At 62.3% G+C, this 20,251-nt stretch carries 21 protein-coding genes and 2 tRNA genes; 8 read left to right on the top strand and 15 right to left on the bottom strand.

Features of this window, described 5'->3' with window-relative positions; genetic code table 11:
- Nucleotides 1–4: 4 nt before the first annotated feature.
- Nucleotides 5–475 (top strand): hypothetical protein, encoded by a 471-nt coding sequence (locus AC097A_RS09345; protein ID WP_479620614.1) that lies wholly within the window; start codon nt 5–7, stop codon nt 473–475.
- Entirely contained in the window at nt 468–680 is a 213-nt protein-coding gene (gene hemP / locus AC097A_RS09340) for a hemin uptake protein HemP (RefSeq protein ID WP_479620613.1), read from the top strand. Before AC097A_RS09345 ends, hemP begins: the two co-directional genes overlap by 8 nt.
- Nucleotides 681–750: 70 nt before the next feature.
- Here the strand turns inward: hemP and AC097A_RS09335 are convergent, their stop codons facing one another.
- Nucleotides 751–1,158: a GlcG/HbpS family heme-binding protein gene (locus AC097A_RS09335; protein ID WP_105260672.1), complete on the bottom strand. Its 408-nt coding sequence runs from the start codon at nt 1,156–1,158 to the stop codon at nt 751–753.
- 206 nt (nt 1,159–1,364) lie between these two features.
- Here AC097A_RS09335 and AC097A_RS09330 point away from each other — a divergent pair, with 206 nt between their 5' ends.
- On the top strand, nt 1,365–2,060 hold the full coding sequence (locus AC097A_RS09330) for a Bax inhibitor-1 family protein (protein ID WP_315479331.1): 696 nt from the start codon (nt 1,365–1,367) through the stop codon (nt 2,058–2,060).
- Between the two features lie 109 nt (nt 2,061–2,169).
- Nucleotides 2,170–2,556: a hypothetical protein gene (locus AC097A_RS09325; RefSeq protein ID WP_105260670.1), complete on the top strand. Its 387-nt coding sequence runs from the start codon at nt 2,170–2,172 to the stop codon at nt 2,554–2,556.
- A 33-nt stretch (nt 2,557–2,589) separates the two neighbouring features.
- On the opposite strand, the gene rlmD is transcribed toward AC097A_RS09325, so the two are convergent.
- The 5 genes from rlmD to surE all read right to left on the bottom strand — a co-directional run bounded on the left by rlmD (nt 2,590) and on the right by surE (nt 7,818).
- Nucleotides 2,590–4,104, bottom strand: coding sequence for a 23S rRNA (uracil(1939)-C(5))-methyltransferase RlmD (gene rlmD / locus AC097A_RS09320; RefSeq protein WP_479620612.1), 1,515 nt, complete (start codon nt 4,102–4,104; stop codon nt 2,590–2,592).
- A 149-nt stretch (nt 4,105–4,253) separates the two neighbouring features.
- A complete protein-coding gene (locus AC097A_RS09315) occupies nt 4,254–5,195 on the bottom strand; it encodes a sigma-70 family RNA polymerase sigma factor (protein WP_479620611.1) in 942 nt (313 codons plus the stop codon).
- A gap of 102 nt (nt 5,196–5,297) precedes the next feature.
- Nucleotides 5,298–6,173, bottom strand: a complete 876-nt coding sequence (locus AC097A_RS09310; protein WP_315493274.1) for a peptidoglycan DD-metalloendopeptidase family protein — start codon at nt 6,171–6,173, stop codon at nt 5,298–5,300.
- A 14-nt stretch (nt 6,174–6,187) separates the two neighbouring features.
- A complete protein-coding gene (locus tag AC097A_RS09305) occupies nt 6,188–7,045 on the bottom strand; it encodes a protein-L-isoaspartate(D-aspartate) O-methyltransferase (protein WP_479620610.1) in 858 nt (285 codons plus the stop codon).
- Nucleotides 7,042–7,818 carry a 5'/3'-nucleotidase SurE gene (gene surE / locus AC097A_RS09300; protein ID WP_479620609.1) on the bottom strand — a complete coding sequence of 259 codons (777 nt, stop codon included), beginning with the start codon at nt 7,816–7,818 and terminating at the stop codon, nt 7,042–7,044. The genes AC097A_RS09305 and surE overlap by 4 nt, the downstream gene beginning before the upstream one ends.
- Before the next feature lie 113 nt (nt 7,819–7,931).
- Between surE and AC097A_RS09295 the strand changes: the two genes are divergently transcribed.
- Nucleotides 7,932–8,906 (top strand): zinc-binding dehydrogenase, encoded by a 975-nt coding sequence (locus tag AC097A_RS09295; protein ID WP_315493273.1) that lies wholly within the window; start codon nt 7,932–7,934, stop codon nt 8,904–8,906.
- 11 nt (nt 8,907–8,917) lie between these two features.
- Here the strand turns inward: AC097A_RS09295 and AC097A_RS09290 are convergent, their stop codons facing one another.
- The 7 genes from AC097A_RS09290 to uvrC all read right to left on the bottom strand — a co-directional run bounded on the left by AC097A_RS09290 (nt 8,918) and on the right by uvrC (nt 14,730).
- Nucleotides 8,918–9,166, bottom strand: a complete 249-nt coding sequence (locus AC097A_RS09290; protein WP_105260664.1) for a hypothetical protein — start codon at nt 9,164–9,166, stop codon at nt 8,918–8,920.
- 183 nt (nt 9,167–9,349) lie between these two features.
- Nucleotides 9,350–9,425, bottom strand: a tRNA-His gene (locus AC097A_RS09285).
- Between the two features lie 32 nt (nt 9,426–9,457).
- Nucleotides 9,458–11,383 (bottom strand): peptidylprolyl isomerase, encoded by a 1,926-nt coding sequence (locus AC097A_RS09280; RefSeq protein ID WP_479620608.1) that lies wholly within the window; start codon nt 11,381–11,383, stop codon nt 9,458–9,460.
- Between the two features lie 62 nt (nt 11,384–11,445).
- Nucleotides 11,446–11,521, bottom strand: a tRNA-Val gene (locus tag AC097A_RS09275).
- 16 nt (nt 11,522–11,537) lie between these two features.
- Nucleotides 11,538–11,810, bottom strand: coding sequence for an HU family DNA-binding protein (locus tag AC097A_RS09270; protein ID WP_066709320.1), 273 nt, complete (start codon nt 11,808–11,810; stop codon nt 11,538–11,540).
- 337 nt (nt 11,811–12,147) lie between these two features.
- Nucleotides 12,148–12,723 carry a CDP-diacylglycerol--glycerol-3-phosphate 3-phosphatidyltransferase gene (gene pgsA / locus AC097A_RS09265; protein ID WP_105260662.1) on the bottom strand — a complete coding sequence of 192 codons (576 nt, stop codon included), beginning with the start codon at nt 12,721–12,723 and terminating at the stop codon, nt 12,148–12,150.
- Between the two features lie 18 nt (nt 12,724–12,741).
- Nucleotides 12,742–14,730 (bottom strand): excinuclease ABC subunit UvrC, encoded by a 1,989-nt coding sequence (gene uvrC, locus AC097A_RS09260; protein ID WP_479620607.1) that lies wholly within the window; start codon nt 14,728–14,730, stop codon nt 12,742–12,744.
- 56 nt (nt 14,731–14,786) lie between these two features.
- Here uvrC and earP point away from each other — a divergent pair, with 56 nt between their 5' ends.
- The 3 genes from earP to AC097A_RS09245 all read left to right on the top strand — a co-directional run bounded on the left by earP (nt 14,787) and on the right by AC097A_RS09245 (nt 17,562).
- Complete coding sequence (earP, locus tag AC097A_RS09255) at nt 14,787–15,926, top strand: elongation factor P maturation arginine rhamnosyltransferase EarP (protein ID WP_479620606.1); 1,140 nt, start codon at nt 14,787–14,789, stop codon at nt 15,924–15,926.
- 106 nt (nt 15,927–16,032) lie between these two features.
- On the top strand, nt 16,033–16,587 hold the full coding sequence (efp, locus tag AC097A_RS09250; protein WP_105260659.1) for an elongation factor P: 555 nt from the start codon (nt 16,033–16,035) through the stop codon (nt 16,585–16,587).
- 105 nt (nt 16,588–16,692) lie between these two features.
- Nucleotides 16,693–17,562: a TIGR00730 family Rossman fold protein gene (locus AC097A_RS09245; protein ID WP_315479340.1), complete on the top strand. Its 870-nt coding sequence runs from the start codon at nt 16,693–16,695 to the stop codon at nt 17,560–17,562.
- A 27-nt stretch (nt 17,563–17,589) separates the two neighbouring features.
- On the opposite strand, the gene AC097A_RS09240 is transcribed toward AC097A_RS09245, so the two are convergent.
- Both AC097A_RS09240 and rmuC read right to left on the bottom strand, forming a co-directional pair.
- Nucleotides 17,590–18,798, bottom strand: coding sequence for an MFS transporter (locus tag AC097A_RS09240; RefSeq protein ID WP_315479341.1), 1,209 nt, complete (start codon nt 18,796–18,798; stop codon nt 17,590–17,592).
- Nucleotides 18,795–20,180, bottom strand: a complete 1,386-nt coding sequence (gene rmuC, locus AC097A_RS09235; protein WP_479620605.1) for a DNA recombination protein RmuC — start codon at nt 20,178–20,180, stop codon at nt 18,795–18,797. The genes AC097A_RS09240 and rmuC overlap by 4 nt, the downstream gene beginning before the upstream one ends.
- Nucleotides 20,181–20,251: the final 71 nt, after the last annotated feature.

The following is a 20,251-nucleotide window of genomic DNA, read 5'->3' as shown; positions in this document are numbered from 1 at the left end:
GCCCATGCTGCTGACCCTGAAAACCCGCCTGGACTGCACCGCAGAGCGCTGCTTTGACGAGGTACAAACCACCCGCCTGCTCATGCACATTGCGCAACCGCTGGTGCACTTCACGCCCATCACCCCGCCAGAGCTGCCAGCCCGGTGGGAGGCGCGGGAGTACGAGGTCGCCATGCACCTGCTGGGTTGTATTCCGCTGGGGCGGCAAATGGTGCGTATATCGGGCCAGGACCATTCACAGCGCGACGGCCACTTCTCTGTGGAGCTGCGCGACAACGGCTCTGGCACGCTGATCTCGCGCTGGGACCACCGCATCTTCATCCAGGCGGCAGAGCAGGGCTGCCACTACACCGACCAAGTGGACATCCGGGCCGGCTGGCTTACGCCCTTGGTGTGGCTGTTTGCCTGGGGGTTTTACAAACACCGCCAGCAGCGCTGGCAGCAGCTCGTGCGCCGGAGTTTCTCGTATGCCTAGCACCCAAGAAGCCTGCGACAGCCCGATCCCCTCGCCCACACCGCGCAGTTCCCCTTCCCCGGTGCAGGGGAGAGCGCGAGAGAACCACGACGTGTTGCAATCCAGCGCCCTGCTGGGCCCCCGCCAGGCCATCGAGATTGAGCACAACGGCCAGCGTTACCGCCTGCAAAGCACCAAGTCGGGCAAACTCATCCTCACCAAATAGGCATAAAAATAGCTGCTAGCGCACATTCACAGTGCGCGAGCAGCTATGCTTTTAATAGCAGTTTGGCGGCTTACAGGCCGATGGCGGCAATCCCGGCCTTGGCAATCTGGGCGTCCTCGTTGGACTTGACGCCGCTCACCCCCACCGCACCCAGGCATTGGCCGTCTTTGAGGATGGGCACACCGCCCTCCAGCATGCCTTCCAGGTTGGGCGCGCTCAGGAACGACACGCGGCCACCATTAATCATGTCCTCGTACACCTTGCTCTCGCGGCGGCCCATGGCGGCCGTGTGGGCCTTGCCGGGCGCAATGTGGGCCGAGATGGGCGCCGCACCGTCCAGGCGCTGGAAGGACAGCAGGTGGCCGCCATCGTCCACGATGGCAATGCTGACGGCCCAGTTGTTTTTCAGGGCTTCGGCTTCAGCCGCGGCGGCAATGGCTTTGACATCAGCGAATTCGAGTACGGATTTGGTTTTCATGGCAGACCTTGCAAAAAATAGGGGGCAAAGAGAGTGAGAGAGGGGGAAAACCCCAAGCATACCGTTTGCCAAGGCAGCATTGACCGTGCCAAGCGCAGAACAGCCCTGCACAAAACCCGGCCAATCGCAGGGCCAAATGCGGCGCAGGCCTTGTTATTCCCTAGAATGGCCACACCTGCAGACTGCAGTAACAAGGAGCAATGACTATGACCGATCGCATAACCACCATGGGCCAAAGCCTGGGCTATGGCGCATCTTCCGCACAGCGCAACAAAGTGCTGCGCAACACTTATTGGCTGCTGGCCCTGAGCCTGGTCCCCACCGTGTTGGGCGCCTGGATTGGCGTGGCCACCGGTATCACCCAGTCGCTGGGCGGCATCATGGGTATGGTGGTGTTTTTGGCCGGCGCGTTCGGTTTCATCTACGCCATCGAAAAAACCAAAAACTCTGCCGCCGGCGTGCCCGTGCTGCTGGGCTTCACCTTCTTCATGGGCCTGATGCTGTCGCGGCTAATTGGCCACGTGCTGGGCTTCCGCAACGGCGCTGAACTCGTGTTCACCGCCTTTGGCGGCACCGCGGGTGTGTTTTTGGTGATGGCCTCGCTGGCCAGCGTCATCAAGCGTGACCTGTCGGGCATGGGCAAGTGGCTGTTTGTTGGCACCATCGTGTTGCTGGTCGGTGGCGTGATCAACGCCTTTGTCGGCTCCACCGCCGGCATGATGGCCATGTCCATGGCAGCCATTGGTATCTTCAGCGCCTACATGCTGTACGACATCAAGCAGATCATTGACGGCGGCGAAACCAACTACATCAGCGCCACGCTGGCCCTGTACCTGGACATCATCAACGTGTTCCAGAGCCTGTTGGCCCTGCTGGGTATCTTTGGTGGCGAACGCGACTAAACACCGCACACATCCCCTGCACACCAAGGCCCTTCGGGGCCTTTTTGCATGGCGCGCTCAATTGCGCGCAAAATCAGCCGATAAAAGACCTAGACCACTCTCTGCATCCATGTCCCTGCGCCTACTCCCCCTCGCCCTCACTCTTCTGCTCGCTGGCTGCGACCTGCAAGCCCTGCTGGCAGACCCGCGTGTGGCCCAGCGTGAGGCCGACGCCAAGGCCATCGGCAGCGCCTGCCGCCACGGGCTGCGTAGCATTGAAGACTGTTATGCCATGAACGAGAAGGCCTCCAAGGCGGCCGTTTTCACGGGCTGGAAAGACATGGACCAGTACATGCGCGACAACAAGATCGAGGGCGTGGCGCCCACCGGCATCAAACCCGCTTCGGCCACAGATGCAGACGGCGTGATCACCGAAACCAAGGACGCCGAAGCCAAAGACCCCAAGGCCAAGACCAAAACGGCCAAGGCCGGCGGCGAGAAGTCCAGCGCCCACTGAGAGCGCCACCCCACGGACGTGGGGCCTTCACACTCAGTCCTGCAGCTCAAACACCGCAATACTCTCCACGTGCGCCGTGTGGGGGAACATATTCACCACGCCCCCCTTGGTACAGCGGTAACCCGCCTCTTGCACCAGCACGCCCGCATCGCGCGCCAGCGTGGCGGGGTTGCAGCTCACGTAGACGATGCGTTTGGGTGGCGTCCAGCCCTTGCGCAGCTCGGGCTGCTGGTGCAAGGCAGCCAAGGCCTGCACCAATGAGAACGCGCCTTCACGCGGTGGGTCTACCAGCCATTTGTCGGCCGCGCCATCACCAATCAGCAACTCGGGTGTCATTTCGAACAGGTTGCGTGCTACAAATTTGGTAGCTGCCAGCGCAGTTTTTACGGGGGCCAGAGGGTTATTTGGCTCTGAACCCGCAGCCACATTGAGTGCCAGATTTTCGCGCGAACGCGCCACCAGCGCCTCGGCGCCCTCCACACCCAGCACCTCGCGCGCCTGGGTGGCCAGCGGCAGCGTGAAGTTACCCAGGCCGCAGAACCAGTCGATCACACGCTCGGTCTTTTGCACCGCCAGCAGGCCCAGCGCGCGCGACACCAACACGCGGTTGATGTGCGGGTTCACCTGGGTGAAGTCGGTCGGGCGAAACGGCATGGTGATGCCGAAGTCCGGCAGCTGATAAGCCAATTGGCCCGTGGTGTGGCCTGGCAGTTCGTCCAGGCGGTGCACCGTGTCCAGCCCCTTGGGTTGCAACCACCATTGCAGGCCGGGGTTGATGGCGGCAAACTGGCGCAGGCGGTTCAGGTCGCCATCGGACAGTGGCTCCAGGTGGCGCAGCACCATGGCAATCACCTCGCCCGCACCGCCATTGGCACCCGCCGTGGGCGCCATGTCACCCATGGCCAGCTCGATCTGGGCCAACGTCTCCACGGCGTCCATGGACTCGATCAGGCGGCGCAGCGGCACCAGCATGGCACTCACGTGCGGCGCCAGCACATGGCATTCCTTCATGTCGGCCACGTAGCGGCTCTTGCGCTCGTGAAAACCAATCAGCACCTGACCTTTTTTGCGCACGTGGCGCACCGACAGGCGGGCGCGGTAGCGGTAGCCCCAGGCCGGGCCTTCGATGGGGCGCAGGATGTTGTCGGGCTTGACCTTGCCGATGTGCCAGAGGTTGTCTTCCAGCACGCGCTGCTTCACCGCCACCTGGGCGCTCACATGCAAGTGCTGCATCTTGCAGCCGCCACAAGCGCCTTCGTGCAGGCCGAAGTGCGGGCAAGCTGGGCGCACGCGCTGAGACGATTCCTGGTGGATCTCGGTCAGCGTGCCCTTCTCGAAGCTGCTTTTGCTGCGGTGGATCTGGGCGCTCACCACCTCAAACGGCAGCGCACCGTCAACAAACACCACCTTGCCATCGGGCCGGTGGGCTACGCCCTGGGCCTCCAGGTCCAGGGATTTGACGCGCAGCCAGCCTTCGGGCAAGGCAGCTTCGGTCGGAGTTTCAGGGGAGATGGGGGAAAGGGTATCGGGGGAAATAACGTCGCTCATGCCCCGATTGTCTCAGGTCAGTAAAAGGGCAATTCTTCGCCGGGCCGCCCCAAGTTCTGAACCGCCTGGCGGTCAGCCCTGAAAGGGAAGAATTAACCCCCTCAGGGGGCAGCGACCCACGCAGTAGCAGAGCGTGGGGGCCAGTGTGGCTACATTAAAAATTCGCGTTTGATACCGCGGCGGGCCAGGTGGCGTTTGAGCTTGAACAAAGCCTCGTTTTGCACCTGGCGCACACGCTCACGTGTCAGCCCCAGCCGGCTGCTGATCACGTCCAGCGTTTCGGGTTCACGGTCATGCAGGCCAAAACGGCCCTCCAGCACCTCGCGCTCGCGCGGCGACAGGGTGGCAATCCACTCCTCCAGCAGCACGTCCACCTCGTGCGCATGGGCCTGCGCCTGCGGGTCCAGCGCCAGCTCGTCGACCAGGCTGTCGCCCAACGAATGCTCCTCGCCGCCCGGATCCAGCGTGGCATCGAGCGAGCGCGGTGCTTCGGACATGGCCAACAGATCGGCCACATCGGGCGCATCGCGCCCCAGCAGTGCCGCAATGTCCTCCACGCGAATGCCTTCGGGGCGCTGCGCCACCAACGCAGCATCGTTTTCCAGCGCCCGACGTGCGCGCAGCACCTGCTGCACCTCGCGCACCACATTCACCGGCAGGCGCACGGCCCGGCCCTGGTACATCAGCGCCCGGTCCACCGACTGGCGTATCCACCAGGTGGCGTAGGTGGAGAAACGAAAGCCCCGCTCGGGCTCAAACTTGTCGATGGCGTGCATCAGCCCCAGGTTGCCCTCTTCGATCAGGTCGGACATGGGCACGCCGCGCCCGTTGTAGCCCTTGGCAATGCTGACCACCAGGCGCAGGTTGTGTTCGATCATGCTTTGGCGCGCCGCAAAGTCGCCGGCACGGGCGCGCACCGCCATGTTGAACTCTTCTTCGGGGGTGAACAAGGTGGTACGCCGCACGCCGCGCAGGTACACGGCCAGCGCATCGGCCACATCTTCGCCCGCGGTGGGCGCAGTAGCCTCGGCGGTCCAGCCCTCGGGGGCTTGGCTTGCTATGTTTTCAGGAGCTGCTTGCGCAGAATCCATGCGCTCCAGAGGCCGATTTGATACCCAATCGCTCCCCGCGTGGTTCGGACGGGCGGGAGCGTCATCCGGTGCGGGGGGGCGGGGCTTTTTCATGGGGGCCTGCTATCTGGCGGGGAGGTATTTGGCCGGGTCCACCGGCTTGCCTTGCCGGCGCACCTCAAAGTGCAGCTTCACGCGGTCGGCGTCACTGCTGCCCATCTCGGCAATCTTCTGGCCCTTCTTCACCGTCTGGTCTTCCTTGACCAGCAGGGTCTGGTTGTGGGCGTAAGCCGTAAGGTAGGTGTTGTTGTGTTTGAGAATGATCAGGTTGCCATAGCCACGCAAGCCCGCACCGGCATACACCACCTTGCCTTCGCCGGCCGCCAGCACCGGGTCGCCCGCGGCGCCACCAATGTCCAGGCCTTTGTTCTTCACTTCGTCAAAACCCGCGACCACCGGGCCATTGCCGGGCCAGATCCAGGCCAGATCATCTTCCCCAGACGCTGCGGCTGCGGGCGCGGGTGTGCTGGGTGCCGAAGCAGCGGCAACCGGTGTGGATGCCGCCTTGGCAGGCGCCGAAGCCGCACCCGCTGCGGGCAGCGTGGTCGTGGTGGCCGACGAACTTGCCACGGGCTTGGCTACTGCCACCGTGTCCGCAACGGGCGGCACCACGCGCAGCACCTGGCCCACTTCAATCTTGTCGGGGTTGTCCATCGCGTTCCAGCGCGCGATGTCTTTGTGCCCCTGGCCGGTTTCCAGGCCAATGCGCATCAGCGTATCGCCGGGTTTGACGGTGTAGTAGCCAGCCTTACCCGCGTTCTCAAAGCCCGGTGGCTGCTTGACAGGCTGGGTGCGGGGGTCCGTCACCGGGGCCGACTTGCCGGCGGAGCTGCCACGGTCCTCGACAGGCGCGCGGTTCACGGACGTAGAGCTACAAGCAGACAACACCACCACAGCCACACAAGCCCCGGCCAACGCTAAACGACGCACACCAAACATATGTTTCTTTCCCTTTAGGCAATGCCCGATTTTAGAGGGACAAAATGCACCGCCTCCAACAGGGTCTGGCGCACCCCCTGCGGCGTCTTGTCCAGCACCAGCAAAGCCTGCGTGCCCGCCCCCGTGACCACGGGTGCCACCAGGCGCCCGCCCACGGCCAACTGGTCCACCCAGGCCTGGGGCAGCGCCTCGCCACCGGCTGCCGCAATGATGCCGGCATAAGGTGCCCCCTTGGCATAACCCGCCATGCCATCCCCAAACAGCAAATGCACATTGGGCAGCCGCAGGTGGCGCAGGTTTTCGCGTGCCTTGTCGTGCAGGCCGCGCAGGCGCTCAATGCTGTACACCTCGTCGGCCACCAGGCTCAACACGGCGGCCTGGTAACCGCAGCCCGTGCCAATCTCCAACACGCGGCCCACACGGCCCGTGGCGCCGTTGCGCAGCAGCTCAATCATGCGCGACACCACTCCGGGTTTGGAAATCGTTTGTCCCAAGCCAATCGGGAGGCTGGTGTCTTCGTACGCCTGGTTGACCAGCGCGCTGTCCACAAAACGGTGGCGCTCAATCGCACCCATGGCGCCCAGCACCAGCGGGTCGGTCACGCCCTGCCCGGCCAGCTTTTGCACCATGTGCTGGCGCACGGCCTCGGAATCCATGCCATGACCCTGGGGCATGTGCGGCAACGGGTGACTGCTGGCCTTGGCGCGCACGGTGGGCAACACCACGGGCTTGGCTGGCGCGGGCTGCGCCACAGCCTTGGGTACGGGCTTGGCCACAGACACCCCACTGCTGGCTACGGTGCCGTGTGGGTTGGGGCGTGTTTTGGCCAGCGTAGCGTCCAGCCGGGCGGGGAAGGACGGGCGTGGTTTCATGCCGCAACCGGGGGCTGCTGTCCCAGCCGGGACGCGGTTTGCGCCCAGTAGCCCAGGTTATCGTGGTCGGTCAGGTCCACTTTCAGCGGTGTGATGGCCACATGGCCTTGCGCTGTGGCGTGGAAGTCGGTGCCCTCGGCATCGTCTTTCACCGGGCCAGCCGCGCCAATCCAGTACATGGTCTCGCCGCGCGGGCTTTGCTGTTGAATCACTTTTTCGGCTGCATGGCGCTTACCCAGGCGGCACAACTTCACGCTGCCAATCTCGTCAAACGGCAGATTGGGAATGTTGACGTTGAGCAGCCAAGGCTTGGGGGTGATGAGCTGCTGCTGTTGCATGGCGAGCACCAGCTCGCGCGCCTTTTGAGCGGCCGAGGCAAGGTGCACCCAGTCTTTTTCGACCTGCGAGAAAGCGATGGCCGGAATACCAAACAAAAAGCCCTCCATGGCAGCCCCCACGGTGCCGGAGTAAATCGTGTCGTCGCCCATGTTGGCACCGTTGTTGATGCCGGACACCACCAAGTCCGGCCGGTAGTCCAGCAGGCCGGTCAGCGCAATGTGCACACAGTCGGCCGGGGTGCCATTCACATAACGAAAGCCGTTGGCTGCGCGGTGCACATACAGCGGCGAATGCAGGGTCAGCGCATTCGATTTGGCGCTGTTGTTTTGCTCGGGCGCAATCACCTCGACCTCGGCAATGTCTTTGAGCGCCTCATACAGCGCCACGATGCCGGGGGCTTGGTAGCCGTCGTCGTTGGAAATCAGGATTTTCATAGGAGTGCAGAGTGTGCTGGCATTGTAGGTGGGGGGTGTGAAACCTGGTCGCACGAGAGACATTTTTAAAACGCCCGCCCACCTATGATTTGCCAACTTTTTGGAGACACCCCATGCACGCCTGGTTATGCGAAAACCCCACCGGCATCGACGCCCTGACCTGGAAAGAGCTGCCCACACCGCAACCCAAGGCTGGTGAAGTGCTGCTGGAGATCAAGGCCGCCAGCCTGAACTTTCCCGACATCCTGATCGTGCAAAACAAGTACCAGATGAAACCCGCCCTGCCCTTTGTACCGGGCTCGGAGTACGCCGGCATTGTGCAAGCCGTGGGTGAAGGCGTCACGCATCTGAAAGTCGGCCAGCCCGTCGCCTGCTTGAGCGGCACCGGCGGCTTCGGCACCCACACCATCGCCCCTGCTGCGCTGTGCATGCCCCTGCCCCCCGGCTTCCCCATGGTGGATGCCGCGGCCTTCATCATGATCTACGCCACGTCCTACCACGCGCTGGTGGACCGGGCCCAACTCAAGGCCGGTGAAACCGTGCTGGTGCTGGGCGCGGCCGGTGGCGTGGGCACCTCGGCCATCCAAATCGCCAAGGCCATGGGCGCACGCGTCATTGCCGCAGCCTCCACGCAAGAGAAGTGTGAGCTCTGCAAGTCGATTGGCGCAGACGCCACCATCAACTACGCCACCGAGAACTTGCGCGAAGCCCTTAAGGCCTTGACCGATGGCAAGGGCCCGGACGTGATTTACGACCCGGTGGGCGGTGACTTTGCCGAGCCTGCATTCCGCTCCATCGCCTGGCGCGGCCGTTACTTGGTGGTGGGCTTTGCGTCAGGCCCCATCCCTGCGCTGCCGTTCAACTTGGCATTGCTCAAGGGCGCCAGCATCGTCGGCGTGTTCTGGGGTGACTTTGCCAAAAAAGAACCCAAGGCCAACGCCGCCATGATGGGCGAGCTGGCCCAGTGGTACGGCCAGGGAAAGATCAAACCCGTGATCGACCGCACCATGCCCATGGCCGAACTCAAAGCCGCCTACGCCCACATGGGCTCACGTGGAGTGATGGGCAAGCTGGTGATGGTGAACTGAAACGCGGGGCCTCAAAGGTGCCAAAGGTTGGCATCTTTGCGGGCAAGATGCGGATAAATCGCATCGTGGTCATTCGACAACTCGTGAATCGCCATCAACACCTCTGCGGGAAAGCCTGCCCGTGGCCGATCACCCACATCGTGCTGCAGCTCGTGCATTAGCGCTACAAACTCCGGGTGTCCCCAGAACAGTTTGATCTTCTTTCCAATGTTCGGAAAGGCCGCATCAATCGTCTTGAAAAAGATGCTGTCTTCAACCATGTGTTTTCTCCATCCAACGACAGCCCGGTTGCTGCTGCTGCGATCACACGCTGCGCGCCTCCAGGTCAGATGGATGAGATATCGGATGGCAAGGAAAGTTTCTTCAAACCCAGGCCGGGTAACCACAAGCACCAGACGTAAAAAAACCCTGTTTCCTTACGAAAACAGGGTTTTTACATACCTTGGGGTGGCTGATGGGGCTCGAACCCACGACAACAGGAATCACAATCCTGGACTCTACCAACTGAGCTACAGCCACCGCAGAGCCGAAATTATAACCCGATAAAACCCTTATGGAGCCTCTGGCGGCACAGAACTTGTAGGCGCTGGCACTTTGATTTGCACCTTGAAACGCTCTTTGAGCACTGCGTAATAGGCTTGGCTTTCGGCGTTGGCGGTCCATTGCGCATACTGGTTGCGCTCCTGCTTGGCCACATCGTCGGCCACAGGCGTGCGCGGCAGCACTTTGTTGACCTTCACAATCGCATAACCTTGGCGGCCCAAGTCCACACCCACAGTGGCGGGCAGCTTGGTTGGGTCGGCACGCAGGGCGGCGTCCAACAGCAGCCCTTGCACAGGCTGATTGGCTTCGCGCGATACCGTTACAGCCGCTGGAAAGCTGGCTGAAGCAGGAGCGGCCTTCCAGGCGTCCAGTTTGGCGGCGCCCTCTTTCTTGGCCAGCTCTTGGGCCCGGCTGGCCACCAGTTGTTCACGTACCTGCGCGCGCACCACAGACAAAGGCAAGGCCGCTGCAGGGCTGTAAGACACCACACGTGCCGCGCTCAGCTGGTTGGGGCCGGTCTCCACGGCTTCGGTGTTGCGCTTCTTCTCCAGCGAATCGGCGCTGAACACGGCAGCCAGCAGCTTGGCGTTGGCCAGCACACCTTTGGCATCCGCGGCAGGCTGGCGCTGCAGATTGCTGGCTTGTTTGACCTCCAGCTTGAGGCGTTCGGCCACGGGCTTCAGGCTGTCCGACTGCTCGTACACCCCATTGGTAAAGGTCTCCGCCACTTCGGCAAACTTGCGCTGTGCCTGTTGCACGCGCAGCTCGGCTTCGAGCCCCGCACGTGCTTCTTCAAACACGGGTTGCTTGGGGGCTTTCACGTCGGTGAGTTTGATGATGTGAAAGCCAAAGTCGGACTCCACCACATCGCTAATGTCGCCCTTCTTCATTGCAAAGGCAGCATCCTCAAAGGGCTTGACCATGGCGCCACGGGCAAAGAAATCGAGGTCGCCGCCGTTGGGAGCCGAGCCCGTGTCTTGCGAGTTTTTCTTGGCCAGCTCTGCAAAGGTCGCGGGCGCCTTGCGGGCCTGCTCCAACAGGGCTTGCGCTTTCTCTTTGGCCTTCTGGCGGTCAGCGGCGGGCATGTCTTTGGGCGCGTTGATCAGGATGTGGCTCGCACGGCGCTCTTCCTTGGCACTCAAACGGTCCGCATTTTGTTCAAAGTACGACTTGAGGTCGGCGTCATTCACCACGACGGTCTTTTTGACAGCGTCCAGGTCCAGCACCACGTACTCCACCGTAGCCGACTCGGGTGACTGGAACTGCGACAAGTTGGCTTGGTAGAAGGCTTCGATGTCGGCGTCCGACAGATTCACCTTGCTGGCAAAGTCGGCAGGGCTAAAGCGCGTAATTTGTACTTCGCGGCGTTCAAAAAATGCGTTCAGGGCGATGTCAGCCAAGGCATTGGGAGCGAACGCCGTGGATGTCATGCCAGACTCCACTTGCATCAACGACAAATCACTGCGCACGCGTGCTTCAAAACCTTCAGGCGTCAGGCCCTGGCTGGCGGCGAGCTGGCGGTACCGTTCCATGTCGAGCGAACCATCGGGCTTGCGCAGGCCCGCAATCGTGGGGTTCTGCTGCAGTTCACGGGCCAGGCGTGCATCGGAGGTGGTGAAGTGTGCGTCACTTACCGCAGCAGCCATCACGCGCTCACGCACCAGGCGTTCCAGCGTCGCGTAACGGGCTTCGGGGGAGTCCAGCAGTTTGGCGTCCAGGTTGGGCACAGACGCACGCAAACGGTCCACCTCATTCTTGTGGGCAAAGTCCCACTCTTCCTGGGTGATGCTGGCATTGCCCACTTGGGCCACGGTCGCACCACTGGAGACGACACCTTTGTACCCATCAATCCCCACCAACACAAAAGCGGCAATGATCAGCAAGAACAATGGCGCCGCGATGAACTTGGTGTTCCGGCGGACAAATTCAAACATGCACTAACTCTCCATGTAAACAACAAAAAAGGCGAACACACTGTTCGCCTTTGCTGGGTGGGTGGTGGGTGATGACGGGCTCGAACCGCCGACATTCTGCGTGTAAGGCAGACGCTCTACCAACTGAGCTAATCACCCAAACCGAAACCGAATTTTAGTTCAGGGCATCTTTCAATGCTTTGCCTGGACGGAACTTTGGCACTTTGGCAGCCTTGATTTTAATCGCAGCGCCGGTACGTGGATTGCGACCCGTGCGAGCAGCACGTTTGCCCACTGCAAAAGTACCAAAACCGACCAGGGAAACAGTGCCACCTTTTTTGAGGGTGGTCTTCACTGCGCCAATGGTGGATTCCAGAGCGCGCGTTGCAGCGGCCTTGGAAATGTCGGCGTGTTTTGCAATGTGCTCAATCAGTTCTGTTTTATTCACAAAGACCCCTTGTACGGAAGCGAATTAATGGATTGTCTCTTCAAATTTGGTTGTACCGCCTTGGACCTGAGATGCGGTGCAATGGCACACAACGCAGACACAAAACGATTCGGCGGTAGCAGTCAAAGCTGCTGCATTGCATTAAAGCCACGGCCTAATTCCGTGTCAATATGCCCTGCAACATTGCGACAGCGCGGAGGCGAATTCTAGACGCAATTCTTTCCAAAACTGGAGCAAGGGTGGAAGTTTTTTATGGCGCTTGGCACTGTCGCAAATGCAACAAAGTGTAGGCGCCATGCGGGGTGCACCGCTTCGGGGCACTTAGCCCGAGGGCAGGTTATTTGGTGCGTGCGCGGATTTCAGGCAAGGCTTTTTGCAGGTAATACACCATGGACCAGACGGTGAGAACGGCGGCGGCCCAAATGAGCCACACACCCCACAGATGGGTGTCAATCACACCAAACAGCACACCATCAAACAGCAGAAAGGGGATGGCCACCATCTGCACCACGGTCTTGACTTTGCCAATCATGTGCACGGCCACACTGCGCGATGCACCAATCTGCGCCATCCACTCGCGCAGAGCCGAGATAGCAATCTCGCGGCCGATGATGATGAGGGCCACAAACACATCGGCGCGTTGCAGGTGCACCAAGACCAGCACACAAGCACACACCAAAAACTTATCGGCCACCGGGTCCAAAAAAGCGCCGAATGACGAGGTCTGGTTGAGCTTGCGCGCCAGGTAACCATCCAGCCAGTCCGTTGCCGCGAATACCACGAACATGATCGTGGCCACCAGGTTGCGCTCATAGGCGGACGCCATGGAATCGGGCAAATAGAAGACACCCAGGATGAGGGGAATCGCGAAGATTCGCGTCCAGGTCATGAGGGTGGGGATGGTCATAAACATGGCGGGATTGTGGCACGGCTAGTGCAGCGCCCGGTAGATTTCATCGGCCAGTTCGCGCGATATTCCGTCCACCGTGGCAATGTCCTGTGCGCTGGCCAACGCCACGCCGCGCACGCCGCCAAAACGCTGCAGCAGTTTGGCACGGCGCTTGGGGCCGATGCCCGGAATTTCTTCGAGCTTGCCTCCACCCGTGCGTACCTTGGCACGCGCGGCGCGCATGCCGGTGATGGCGAAGCGGTGCGCCTCGTCGCGGATCTGCGCGACCAGCATGAGCGCAGCCGAGTCGGCACCTAGGTAAACCTTTTCACGGCCATCGGCAAACACCAACTCCTCCAGCCCCACCTTGCGGCCCTCGCCCTTCTCCACGCCCACGATGAGCGACAGGTCCAGCCCCAGGCTCTCAAACACCTCACGCGCCATGGCCACCTGGCCCTTGCCGCCGTCCACCAGCACCAGGTCAGGCAAGCGTGCGGTACCGCTCGGCGTGGTGCCCTGGTGCTTGGCTTCGCGCAGCGCCTCGGCCAGCTTGCTGTAGCGGCGCGTCAGCACCTGGCGCATGGCCGCATAGTCGTCACCCCCGGTGATGCCTTCTATGTTGAATCGGCGGTACTCGCTGTTCTGCATCTTGTGGTGCTGAAACACGACACACGACGCCTGCGTGGCCTCGCCCGCGGTGTGCGAGATGTCAAAACACTCAATGCGCAATGCGTCCAGATCGTCCAGCGCCAGGTCCAGTGCATCGGCCAGTGCCCGGGTACGCGCCTGCTGCGAGCCCTCTTCGGCCAACAGGCGGGCCAGCTGCAGCGCCGCATTGGTCTGTGCCATGTCCAGCCAGGCGCGACGCTGTTCGCGCGGCTGGTGCACGGCCGTGACCTTGATACCAGTTTGTTCGGACAGCGCCTGCAGCAACCCCTTGCTCACGGGCTCGCTGACCACCAGCGCGCCGGGCATAGGCACGTCGATATAGTGCTGCGCCAAAAAGGCCTCCAGCACCTGGGCCTCCACAGACTTCTTCACCTCGCTGTCATCGACCGCCTCGCTCATCACCGTGGCGTCTTCCACGTGCACGGGGAAATAAGGCCGGTCGCCCAAGTGGCGACCGCCGCGCACCATGGCCAGGTTCACGCAGGCCTTGCCGCCCTGCACCTTCACGGCCAAGATGTCCACATCGCGGTCCGACACGTTGTCCACCGACTGCTGGTGCAGCACATTCGACAGCGCCGCCACCTGGTTGCGCAGCTCAGCCGCCTGCTCAAACTCCAGTTTGTCGGCGTGGGCCATCATGCGGGCCTCCAGGCCGCGCATCACGTCCTGCGCTTCACCGCGTAAAAAACGTTCGGCATTGGCCACGTCCTGCGCATAGTCCACCGGGTTGATGTGGCCCACACAGGGCGCGGAGCAGCGCTTGATCTGGTACAGCAGGCAGGGCCGCGTGCGGTTGCTGAACACCGGGTCTTCGCAGGTGCGCAGGCGAAACACCTTTTGCATCAGCAAAATGGCCTCTTTCACCGCCCAGGCACTAGGGTAAGGCCCGAAGTAGCGGTGCTTCTTCTCCACGCCGCCGCGGTAGTAGGACACGCGGGCAAACTCCACCGGCTGCGGGGGGCGGGGCTTGGCACCCGGTTCGGCAGGCGCCAGATGCTTGGGCACGGGCGGCGTGCCGGTCATCTTCAGGTAGGGGTAGCTCTTGTCGTCCCGAAACAGGATGTTGTATTTCGGGTTCAGCGTCTTGATGAGGTTGTTTTCCAGCAGCAGGGCCTCGGCCTCGGAGCGCACCACCGTGGTCTCCATGCGCACAATCTTGCTGACCATGTGGCCGATGCGTGTGCCACCGTGGTCCTTCTGGAAATAACTGCTGACCCGCTTCTTCAGGCTGATGGCCTTGCCCACGTACAGCAGCTGGTTGTCCGCATCAAAGTAGCGGTACACCCCGGGCAGCGACGGCAAGGCCGCCACCTCGCGCAGCAGCGCGTCGGAATGGGTTTCTGCGGAGGGTGCTTCAGACATGGGACGCTATTGTGCTTGCTACTTGGAGGGTGGACCGCGCATGGACAATAGCCGCCATGCAATGGGATATTTTCTGCAAGGTCATCGACAACTTTGGCGACATCGGCGTGTGTTGGCGCCTGTGTGCCGACTTGGCCCACCGCGGCCACACGGTGCGCCTGTGGGTGGACGACGCCAGCGCCCTCGCGTGGATGGCGCCCGGTGCGGTAGAAGGCCAATGGCCTGGCGTGCAGGTGCGCAACTGGGCGGACGCGCACAAGCCCTCGGCACTGACGAACCTGCCCCCCGCCGATGTCTGGGTGGAAGGTTTTGGTTGCGAAATTGCTCCTGAATTCATAGCTGCTCGCGCAATAAGTAGGGGTCCTAGAGGCAAAAATGAGCATAAACCTCCGGTGTGGATCAACCTGGAGTACCTGTCGGCCGAGGCCTATGTGGAACGTTGCCACGCCCTGCCCTCGCCCGTGATGCAGGGCCCGGCCCAAGGCTGGACCAAACATTTTTACTACCCCGGTTTCACAGCACACACGGGCGGGCTGCTGCGCGAGCCGGACTACCTGGCACGACAAACCGCCTTTGACGCAACGGCACGCAGCACCTGGCTGGCCCAGCAGGGGATTGCCTGGCACGGCCAGCGCCTGGTCTCGCTGTTTTGCTACGAGCCGCCCGCGCTGGCAGCCCTGCTGCAAGGTCTGATGGACGGTGCGGCCCCCACCCTGCTGCTGGTCACACCGGGCCGCGCCCAGCGCGCGGTGCAGACAGCGCTTGCGCAGATGGACATCGCCCCTACCGGCGCTGGCGCGCTGGCGCTGCACTGGCTGGAGCCGCTAACCCAGACCGAATTTGACGCGCTGCTGTGGGCGTGTGACCTGAATCTGGTGCGCGGCGAAGACTCGCTGGTGCGCGCCATCTGGGCCGGCAAACCCTGGTTGTGGCACATCTACCCGCAGGACGATGGCGCCCATGCCGATAAGCTGGACGCACTGCTGGACCAGATGCAGGCGCCCGCCTCGCTGCGCGCGGCACAGCTAGCCTGGAACAACCTCTCTGACGTGGCCGGGCCGAGCGGGCCCAAGCCGGACTGGAGCAGTCTGCCCCTGGCCGAATGGTCGGCTGCCGCACACGATTGGCGCCGCACCCTGCTGCAAGCGGACGACCTGAGCAGCCAGCTCACCAATTTCGTGCTGAAAAAAAGATAAAATGCTAGGCTTTGCTGAATTTGCCGCCTGAGTTTTGGGGCAAGTCATGCCCCGCCGCAGACTGCGGCCTACAGTCGCACCACGCGACATTCGTTCCTGCAACCCTATGAAAATCGCTCAAGAAATCCGCGCCGGCAATGTGATCATGCACGGCAAAGACCCCATGGTCGTCCTGAAAACCGAATACAGCCGCGGCGGCCGCAACTCTGCCACCGTGCGCATGAAGCTCAAGAGCCTGATCGCCAACTTCGGTACCGAAGTCGTGTTCAAGGCCGACGACAAGATCGACCAGATCATTCTGGACAAGAAGGATTGCACTTACTCCTACTTCGCCGATCCCCTGTATGTCTGGATGGACGCGGACTACAACCAGTACGAAGTCGAATCCGAAAACATGGGCGACTCGCTGAACTACCTGGAAGACGGCATGACCGCGGAAGTGGTGTTCTACGAAGGCAAGGCCATCTCGGTGGAACTGCCCACCAGCGTGGAACGCGAAATCACCTGGACCGAACCCGCCGTCAAGGGCGACACATCGGGCAAGGTGCTCAAGCCCGCCAAGATCGCCACCGGTTTCGAAATCGGCGTGCCAATCTTCGTGGCCCAAGGCGACAAGGTCGAAATCGACACCCGTACCGGCGAATACCGTAAACGCGTCTGACCAGCCGCGTTGCCGCAAACGCGTGTAAATCGCGTTTCGTGCTCAGCTCAAAAAGGCTCCTTCGGGAGCCTTTTTGCTGTCTTGCATTTGCCGCACAATGCACGCATGGAAAACACGCAAAACCTCAACGAAGCCCGCCTGGCCAATGCCTGGGCCGACCTGCAAGCCCACGCCGACCTCGGCAACATGCTGGAGACTGACGCCTACCGCCTGGCGTTTGCCGACCCCGAATTTCTGCTGCGCCGCGAGACCCGCGGCCTGCGCATCCAGCTGGAGATGCTCAAGCCCGATCTGGACCAGGCAGCCCAGGGCGTGGAGAACACCGTGGTGGTGTTTGGCAGTGCCCGCTTTCCCTCCCCCGAAGACGCCAACGCTGCACTCAAGGCCGCAAAGGCCAGTGGTGACGCCCAACAACTGGCCCTGGCCGAGCGCCATGTGCGCAACGCCAAACACTACGACAACGCCCGCCTGTTTGCCCGCCTGGTGGCTGGCTACAGCGCACGCAAGCCGTTGAAGGACCGCCTGTTTATCTGCACCGGCGGCGGCCCCGGCATCATGGAAGCGGCCAACCGCGGCGCGTTTGAAATGGGCGCGCCCACGCCGGGCCTGAACATCGCCTTGCCCCACGAGCAGCGGGCCAACCCCTATGTCACGCCGTCGCTGAGCTTCAAGTTCCACTACTTCGCCACACGCAAGATGCATTTCATGATGCGCGCCAAGGCACTGGTGGCCTTCCCCGGCGGCTTTGGCACGCTGGACGAGCTGTTCGAAGTCATCACCCTGGTACAAACCAAAAAGGCCAAACCCGTGCCCATCGTGCTGTTTGGCACCGATTATTGGAAACGGCTGATCAATATGGACGTGCTGGTGGAAGAAGGTGCGATCTCGCCCGAAGACCTGAACCTGCTGCACTACACCGACGACCCGCAAGAGGCCTGGGACACTATCCGCACCTTCTACAACCTGCCCCTGTAAGGCACTGCTGCCTGAGGGTTGGTGCGCTTAGGGCCGCAGCTTCCAGGCCGCCGGGGCCCCCAGCCCCACCAGCGTCCCCACGGTCCAGAACACCACAGACACCCCCACCACCACACCCGCCGTGCCAAAGAGCATGGGCATGAGCACGCTGGAGAGATTGATGCTCATGAGCCGCAGCGCGATGGCCTGGCCATGCAGAGCGTGCGGTGTAATCTGGTGCAGCGTGCTCATGAGCATGGGTTGCACTGTGCCCAGGGCCAGCCCCAGCAACACCGAACACAACCCCATGGACCAGGCACCGGGCATGAAGGGGTAGGCCGCAAACAACACGGCAGTGGCCACCATGGCACCGGTTACCACCGCCCATTCACGCAGGTGTGCAGCCAGCAGCGGCATCAGCACCCGCACCGAAGCGGCCGCCACGGCAAAACCGCCCAGGATGGCACCAATGACTGAGGCGCTAAAACCGCGCTCATGGCCGATCACCGGCACCACAAAGGTGTGCACATCCCAGCAGCTGGAGAGCAGCCAGTTCACCAGCAACAGACGACGCATCAATGGCTCGCGCAACAGCGGCCACACGCTCGGCGCGGCACTGCCCGGCTCGGAATGCAAGCTGGGCAACTCCACCGTGTGGCGCACACACAACCAGCACAAGGCGGGCACCAATGCCGTCAGGGCAAAGGCGGCGACAAACCCGTTGTGGTCTGCCGCCCGCCCGCCCAGCCATACCCCGGCGTGGTCAATCAGCAAGCCCACACACACCGGGCCCAAAAAGTTGGACACCGCCGGCCCAATGGACAACCAGCTGAAAACACGCCGCAGCTCCTGCGCGCCATGCGCAGCGCGGCCCACATGCCGCTGCAGCGCAATGGAAGCTGCCCCGGTGGCGGCGCCCGTCAACAAGGCACTGAAACACAAAATCGCGAAGTGGGGAAACAATGCCGCCACACCACCACCCAGCATGGAAGCCCCAATGCCCAACGCCACCGGGCGACGCAGGCCGTGGCGGTCTGCATAACGTCCCGCAGGCAGCGCCAGAAACACCTGGCTCAGTGAAAACAGGGCCAGCAAAAAACCGACGGCGAGCGGACCATACCCCTGCTGCAAAGCCCACAGCGGTGCCGCCATGCGCATACCCGCCATGCTGGCGTGCAGGCACACCTGCCCGGCAATCAGCCGTAGCAGCCCCCAAACACTGCTGTTGGCGTGGGCTTCAGAACCGGAAACACTCATGCCGAGCCCGTGTCAGCATCCCGGTCAAAGTCGCGGTCGGTGGGCAGCAGGGCCTGGGCTTGCGTGTCCGGCAGCGCATCCACCTTTTTGAGCGCACGGCCCATGGCGCGGCTGCGCACCTCGGCGCTGTCCAGCGTTTTGAGCACGGTTTCGGTCTGCGCCTTGACCTTGGCCAGCACATCGCCAAACTTGCCGAACTCGGTTTTGACGGCGCCCAGCACCTGCCACACCTCGCTGGAACGCTTCTCCAGCGCCAGCGTGCGAAAGCCCATTTGCAGCGAGCTCAGCATGGCCAACAGCGTGGTCGGCCCGGCCAGCGTGATGCGGTGGTCGCGCTGCAGGCTTTCCATCAGGCCGGGGCGGCGCAGCACCTCGGCGTACAGGCCCTCAGTCGGTAAAAACAGGATGGCGAAGTCGGTGGTATATGGCGGCTCCACGTATTTTTCGGAGATCGACTTGGCCTCCAGCCGGATCCGCATTTCCAGCGCCTTGCCCGCCACCTCGGCGGCCAGCACATCGGCGCGGCCCTGGGCGTCGAGCAGGCGCTCGTAGTCTTCGTTGGGAAACTTCGCGTCGATGGGCAGCCACAAGGGCGTGCCGTCGTCCGATTTGCCGGGCAGCTTGATGGCAAAGTCCACCACGTTTTTGCTACCGGGGCGCGTGGCCACCTGGGTGGCGTACTGGTCGGGCACAAACACCTGCTCCAGCAGACTGGCCAGCTGCGCCTCGCCAAACATGCCGCGGGTTTTCACATTGGTCAGCAAATGCTTGAGGTCGCCCACGCCCTGCGCCAGCGTCTGCATCTCGCCCAGGCCCTTGTGCACCTGCTCCAGGCGCTCGGCCACCTGCTTGAAGCTCTCGCCCAGGCGGGCCTGCAGCGTGGTCTGCAGCTTCTCATCCACCGTGGCGCGCATCTCGTCGAGCTTGGCCGCGTTGGTGGTTTGCAGCTGCGCGAGTTGCTTCTCCAGCGTCTCGCGCACTTCATTCATGCGCCGTGCGTTGGATTCGCTCAGGTTGGACAACTGGTTCGTCAGCGTGTCCGACAGCGTTTTTTGCAACAAGGCGAGCTGCTGGCCAAACGCGTCGATCTGGGTGTTCTGCGTGCGGGTAGCCTCTGCCCCCTGCTGCACCAGGCTCTGCTGGAAGGTGGCCAGGTTCTGCGCCAACTCCTGGCGACCGCCGCGGGCGGACTCGGTCACTTCGCGGCGCAGCTCGCGCTCCAACCGCTCGCTGCTGGTTTTGACCAGCGCCAGCAGCTCCTGGCGCTGTGCCTCTTGCAGCGGGCTGGGGGGTGTTGGCACTGAACGCCGCACCAGCAGTAGCACCAACACCACCAGCTGCACCACCGCCAGGCCAACCAGCAGCCATTCAAACCATTGCATTGCCACACCCACCAAAATATGAATAAAAAAGCACTCTAGCCCTTATGGAGTCTGCGCAAGCAGCTCCTAAA

This window comes from Rhodoferax sp. XS2R6, assembly GCF_056521365.1.
This window is presented reverse-complemented; position numbering and strand designations above follow the sequence as displayed.

What these genes read in the sequence shown, in the direction of transcription:
- pgsA (WP_105260662.1), bottom strand. Translation starts at nt 12,723, where the DNA reads ATGTTTATGACCATCCCCACCCTCATGACCTGGACGCGAATCTTCGCG.
- AC097A_RS09305 (WP_479620610.1), bottom strand. Translation starts at nt 7,045, where the DNA reads ATGAAACCACGCCCGTCCTTCCCCGCCCGGCTGGACGCTACGCTGGCC.
- efp (WP_105260659.1), top strand. Translation starts at nt 16,033, where the DNA reads ATGAAAATCGCTCAAGAAATCCGCGCCGGCAATGTGATCATGCACGGC.
- AC097A_RS09325 (WP_105260670.1), top strand. Translation starts at nt 2,170, where the DNA reads ATGTCCCTGCGCCTACTCCCCCTCGCCCTCACTCTTCTGCTCGCTGGC.
- AC097A_RS09290 (WP_105260664.1), bottom strand. Translation starts at nt 9,166, where the DNA reads ATGGTTGAAGACAGCATCTTTTTCAAGACGATTGATGCGGCCTTTCCG.
- rlmD (WP_479620612.1), bottom strand. Translation starts at nt 4,104, where the DNA reads ATGAGCGACGTTATTTCCCCCGATACCCTTTCCCCCATCTCCCCTGAA.
- AC097A_RS09345 (WP_479620614.1), top strand. Translation starts at nt 5, where the DNA reads ATGCTGCTGACCCTGAAAACCCGCCTGGACTGCACCGCAGAGCGCTGC.
- AC097A_RS09310 (WP_315493274.1), bottom strand. Translation starts at nt 6,173, where the DNA reads ATGTTTGGTGTGCGTCGTTTAGCGTTGGCCGGGGCTTGTGTGGCTGTG.
- AC097A_RS09245 (WP_315479340.1), top strand. Translation starts at nt 16,693, where the DNA reads ATGGAAAACACGCAAAACCTCAACGAAGCCCGCCTGGCCAATGCCTGG.
- AC097A_RS09330 (WP_315479331.1), top strand. Translation starts at nt 1,365, where the DNA reads ATGACCGATCGCATAACCACCATGGGCCAAAGCCTGGGCTATGGCGCA.
- surE (WP_479620609.1), bottom strand. Translation starts at nt 7,818, where the DNA reads ATGAAAATCCTGATTTCCAACGACGACGGCTACCAAGCCCCCGGCATC.
- hemP (WP_479620613.1), top strand. Translation starts at nt 468, where the DNA reads ATGCCTAGCACCCAAGAAGCCTGCGACAGCCCGATCCCCTCGCCCACA.
- earP (WP_479620606.1), top strand. Translation starts at nt 14,787, where the DNA reads ATGCAATGGGATATTTTCTGCAAGGTCATCGACAACTTTGGCGACATC.
- uvrC (WP_479620607.1), bottom strand. Translation starts at nt 14,730, where the DNA reads ATGTCTGAAGCACCCTCCGCAGAAACCCATTCCGACGCGCTGCTGCGC.
- AC097A_RS09335 (WP_105260672.1), bottom strand. Translation starts at nt 1,158, where the DNA reads ATGAAAACCAAATCCGTACTCGAATTCGCTGATGTCAAAGCCATTGCC.
- rmuC (WP_479620605.1), bottom strand. Translation starts at nt 20,180, where the DNA reads ATGCAATGGTTTGAATGGCTGCTGGTTGGCCTGGCGGTGGTGCAGCTG.
- AC097A_RS09295 (WP_315493273.1), top strand. Translation starts at nt 7,932, where the DNA reads ATGCACGCCTGGTTATGCGAAAACCCCACCGGCATCGACGCCCTGACC.
- AC097A_RS09280 (WP_479620608.1), bottom strand. Translation starts at nt 11,383, where the DNA reads ATGTTTGAATTTGTCCGCCGGAACACCAAGTTCATCGCGGCGCCATTG.
- AC097A_RS09315 (WP_479620611.1), bottom strand. Translation starts at nt 5,195, where the DNA reads ATGGATTCTGCGCAAGCAGCTCCTGAAAACATAGCAAGCCAAGCCCCC.
- AC097A_RS09240 (WP_315479341.1), bottom strand. Translation starts at nt 18,798, where the DNA reads ATGAGTGTTTCCGGTTCTGAAGCCCACGCCAACAGCAGTGTTTGGGGG.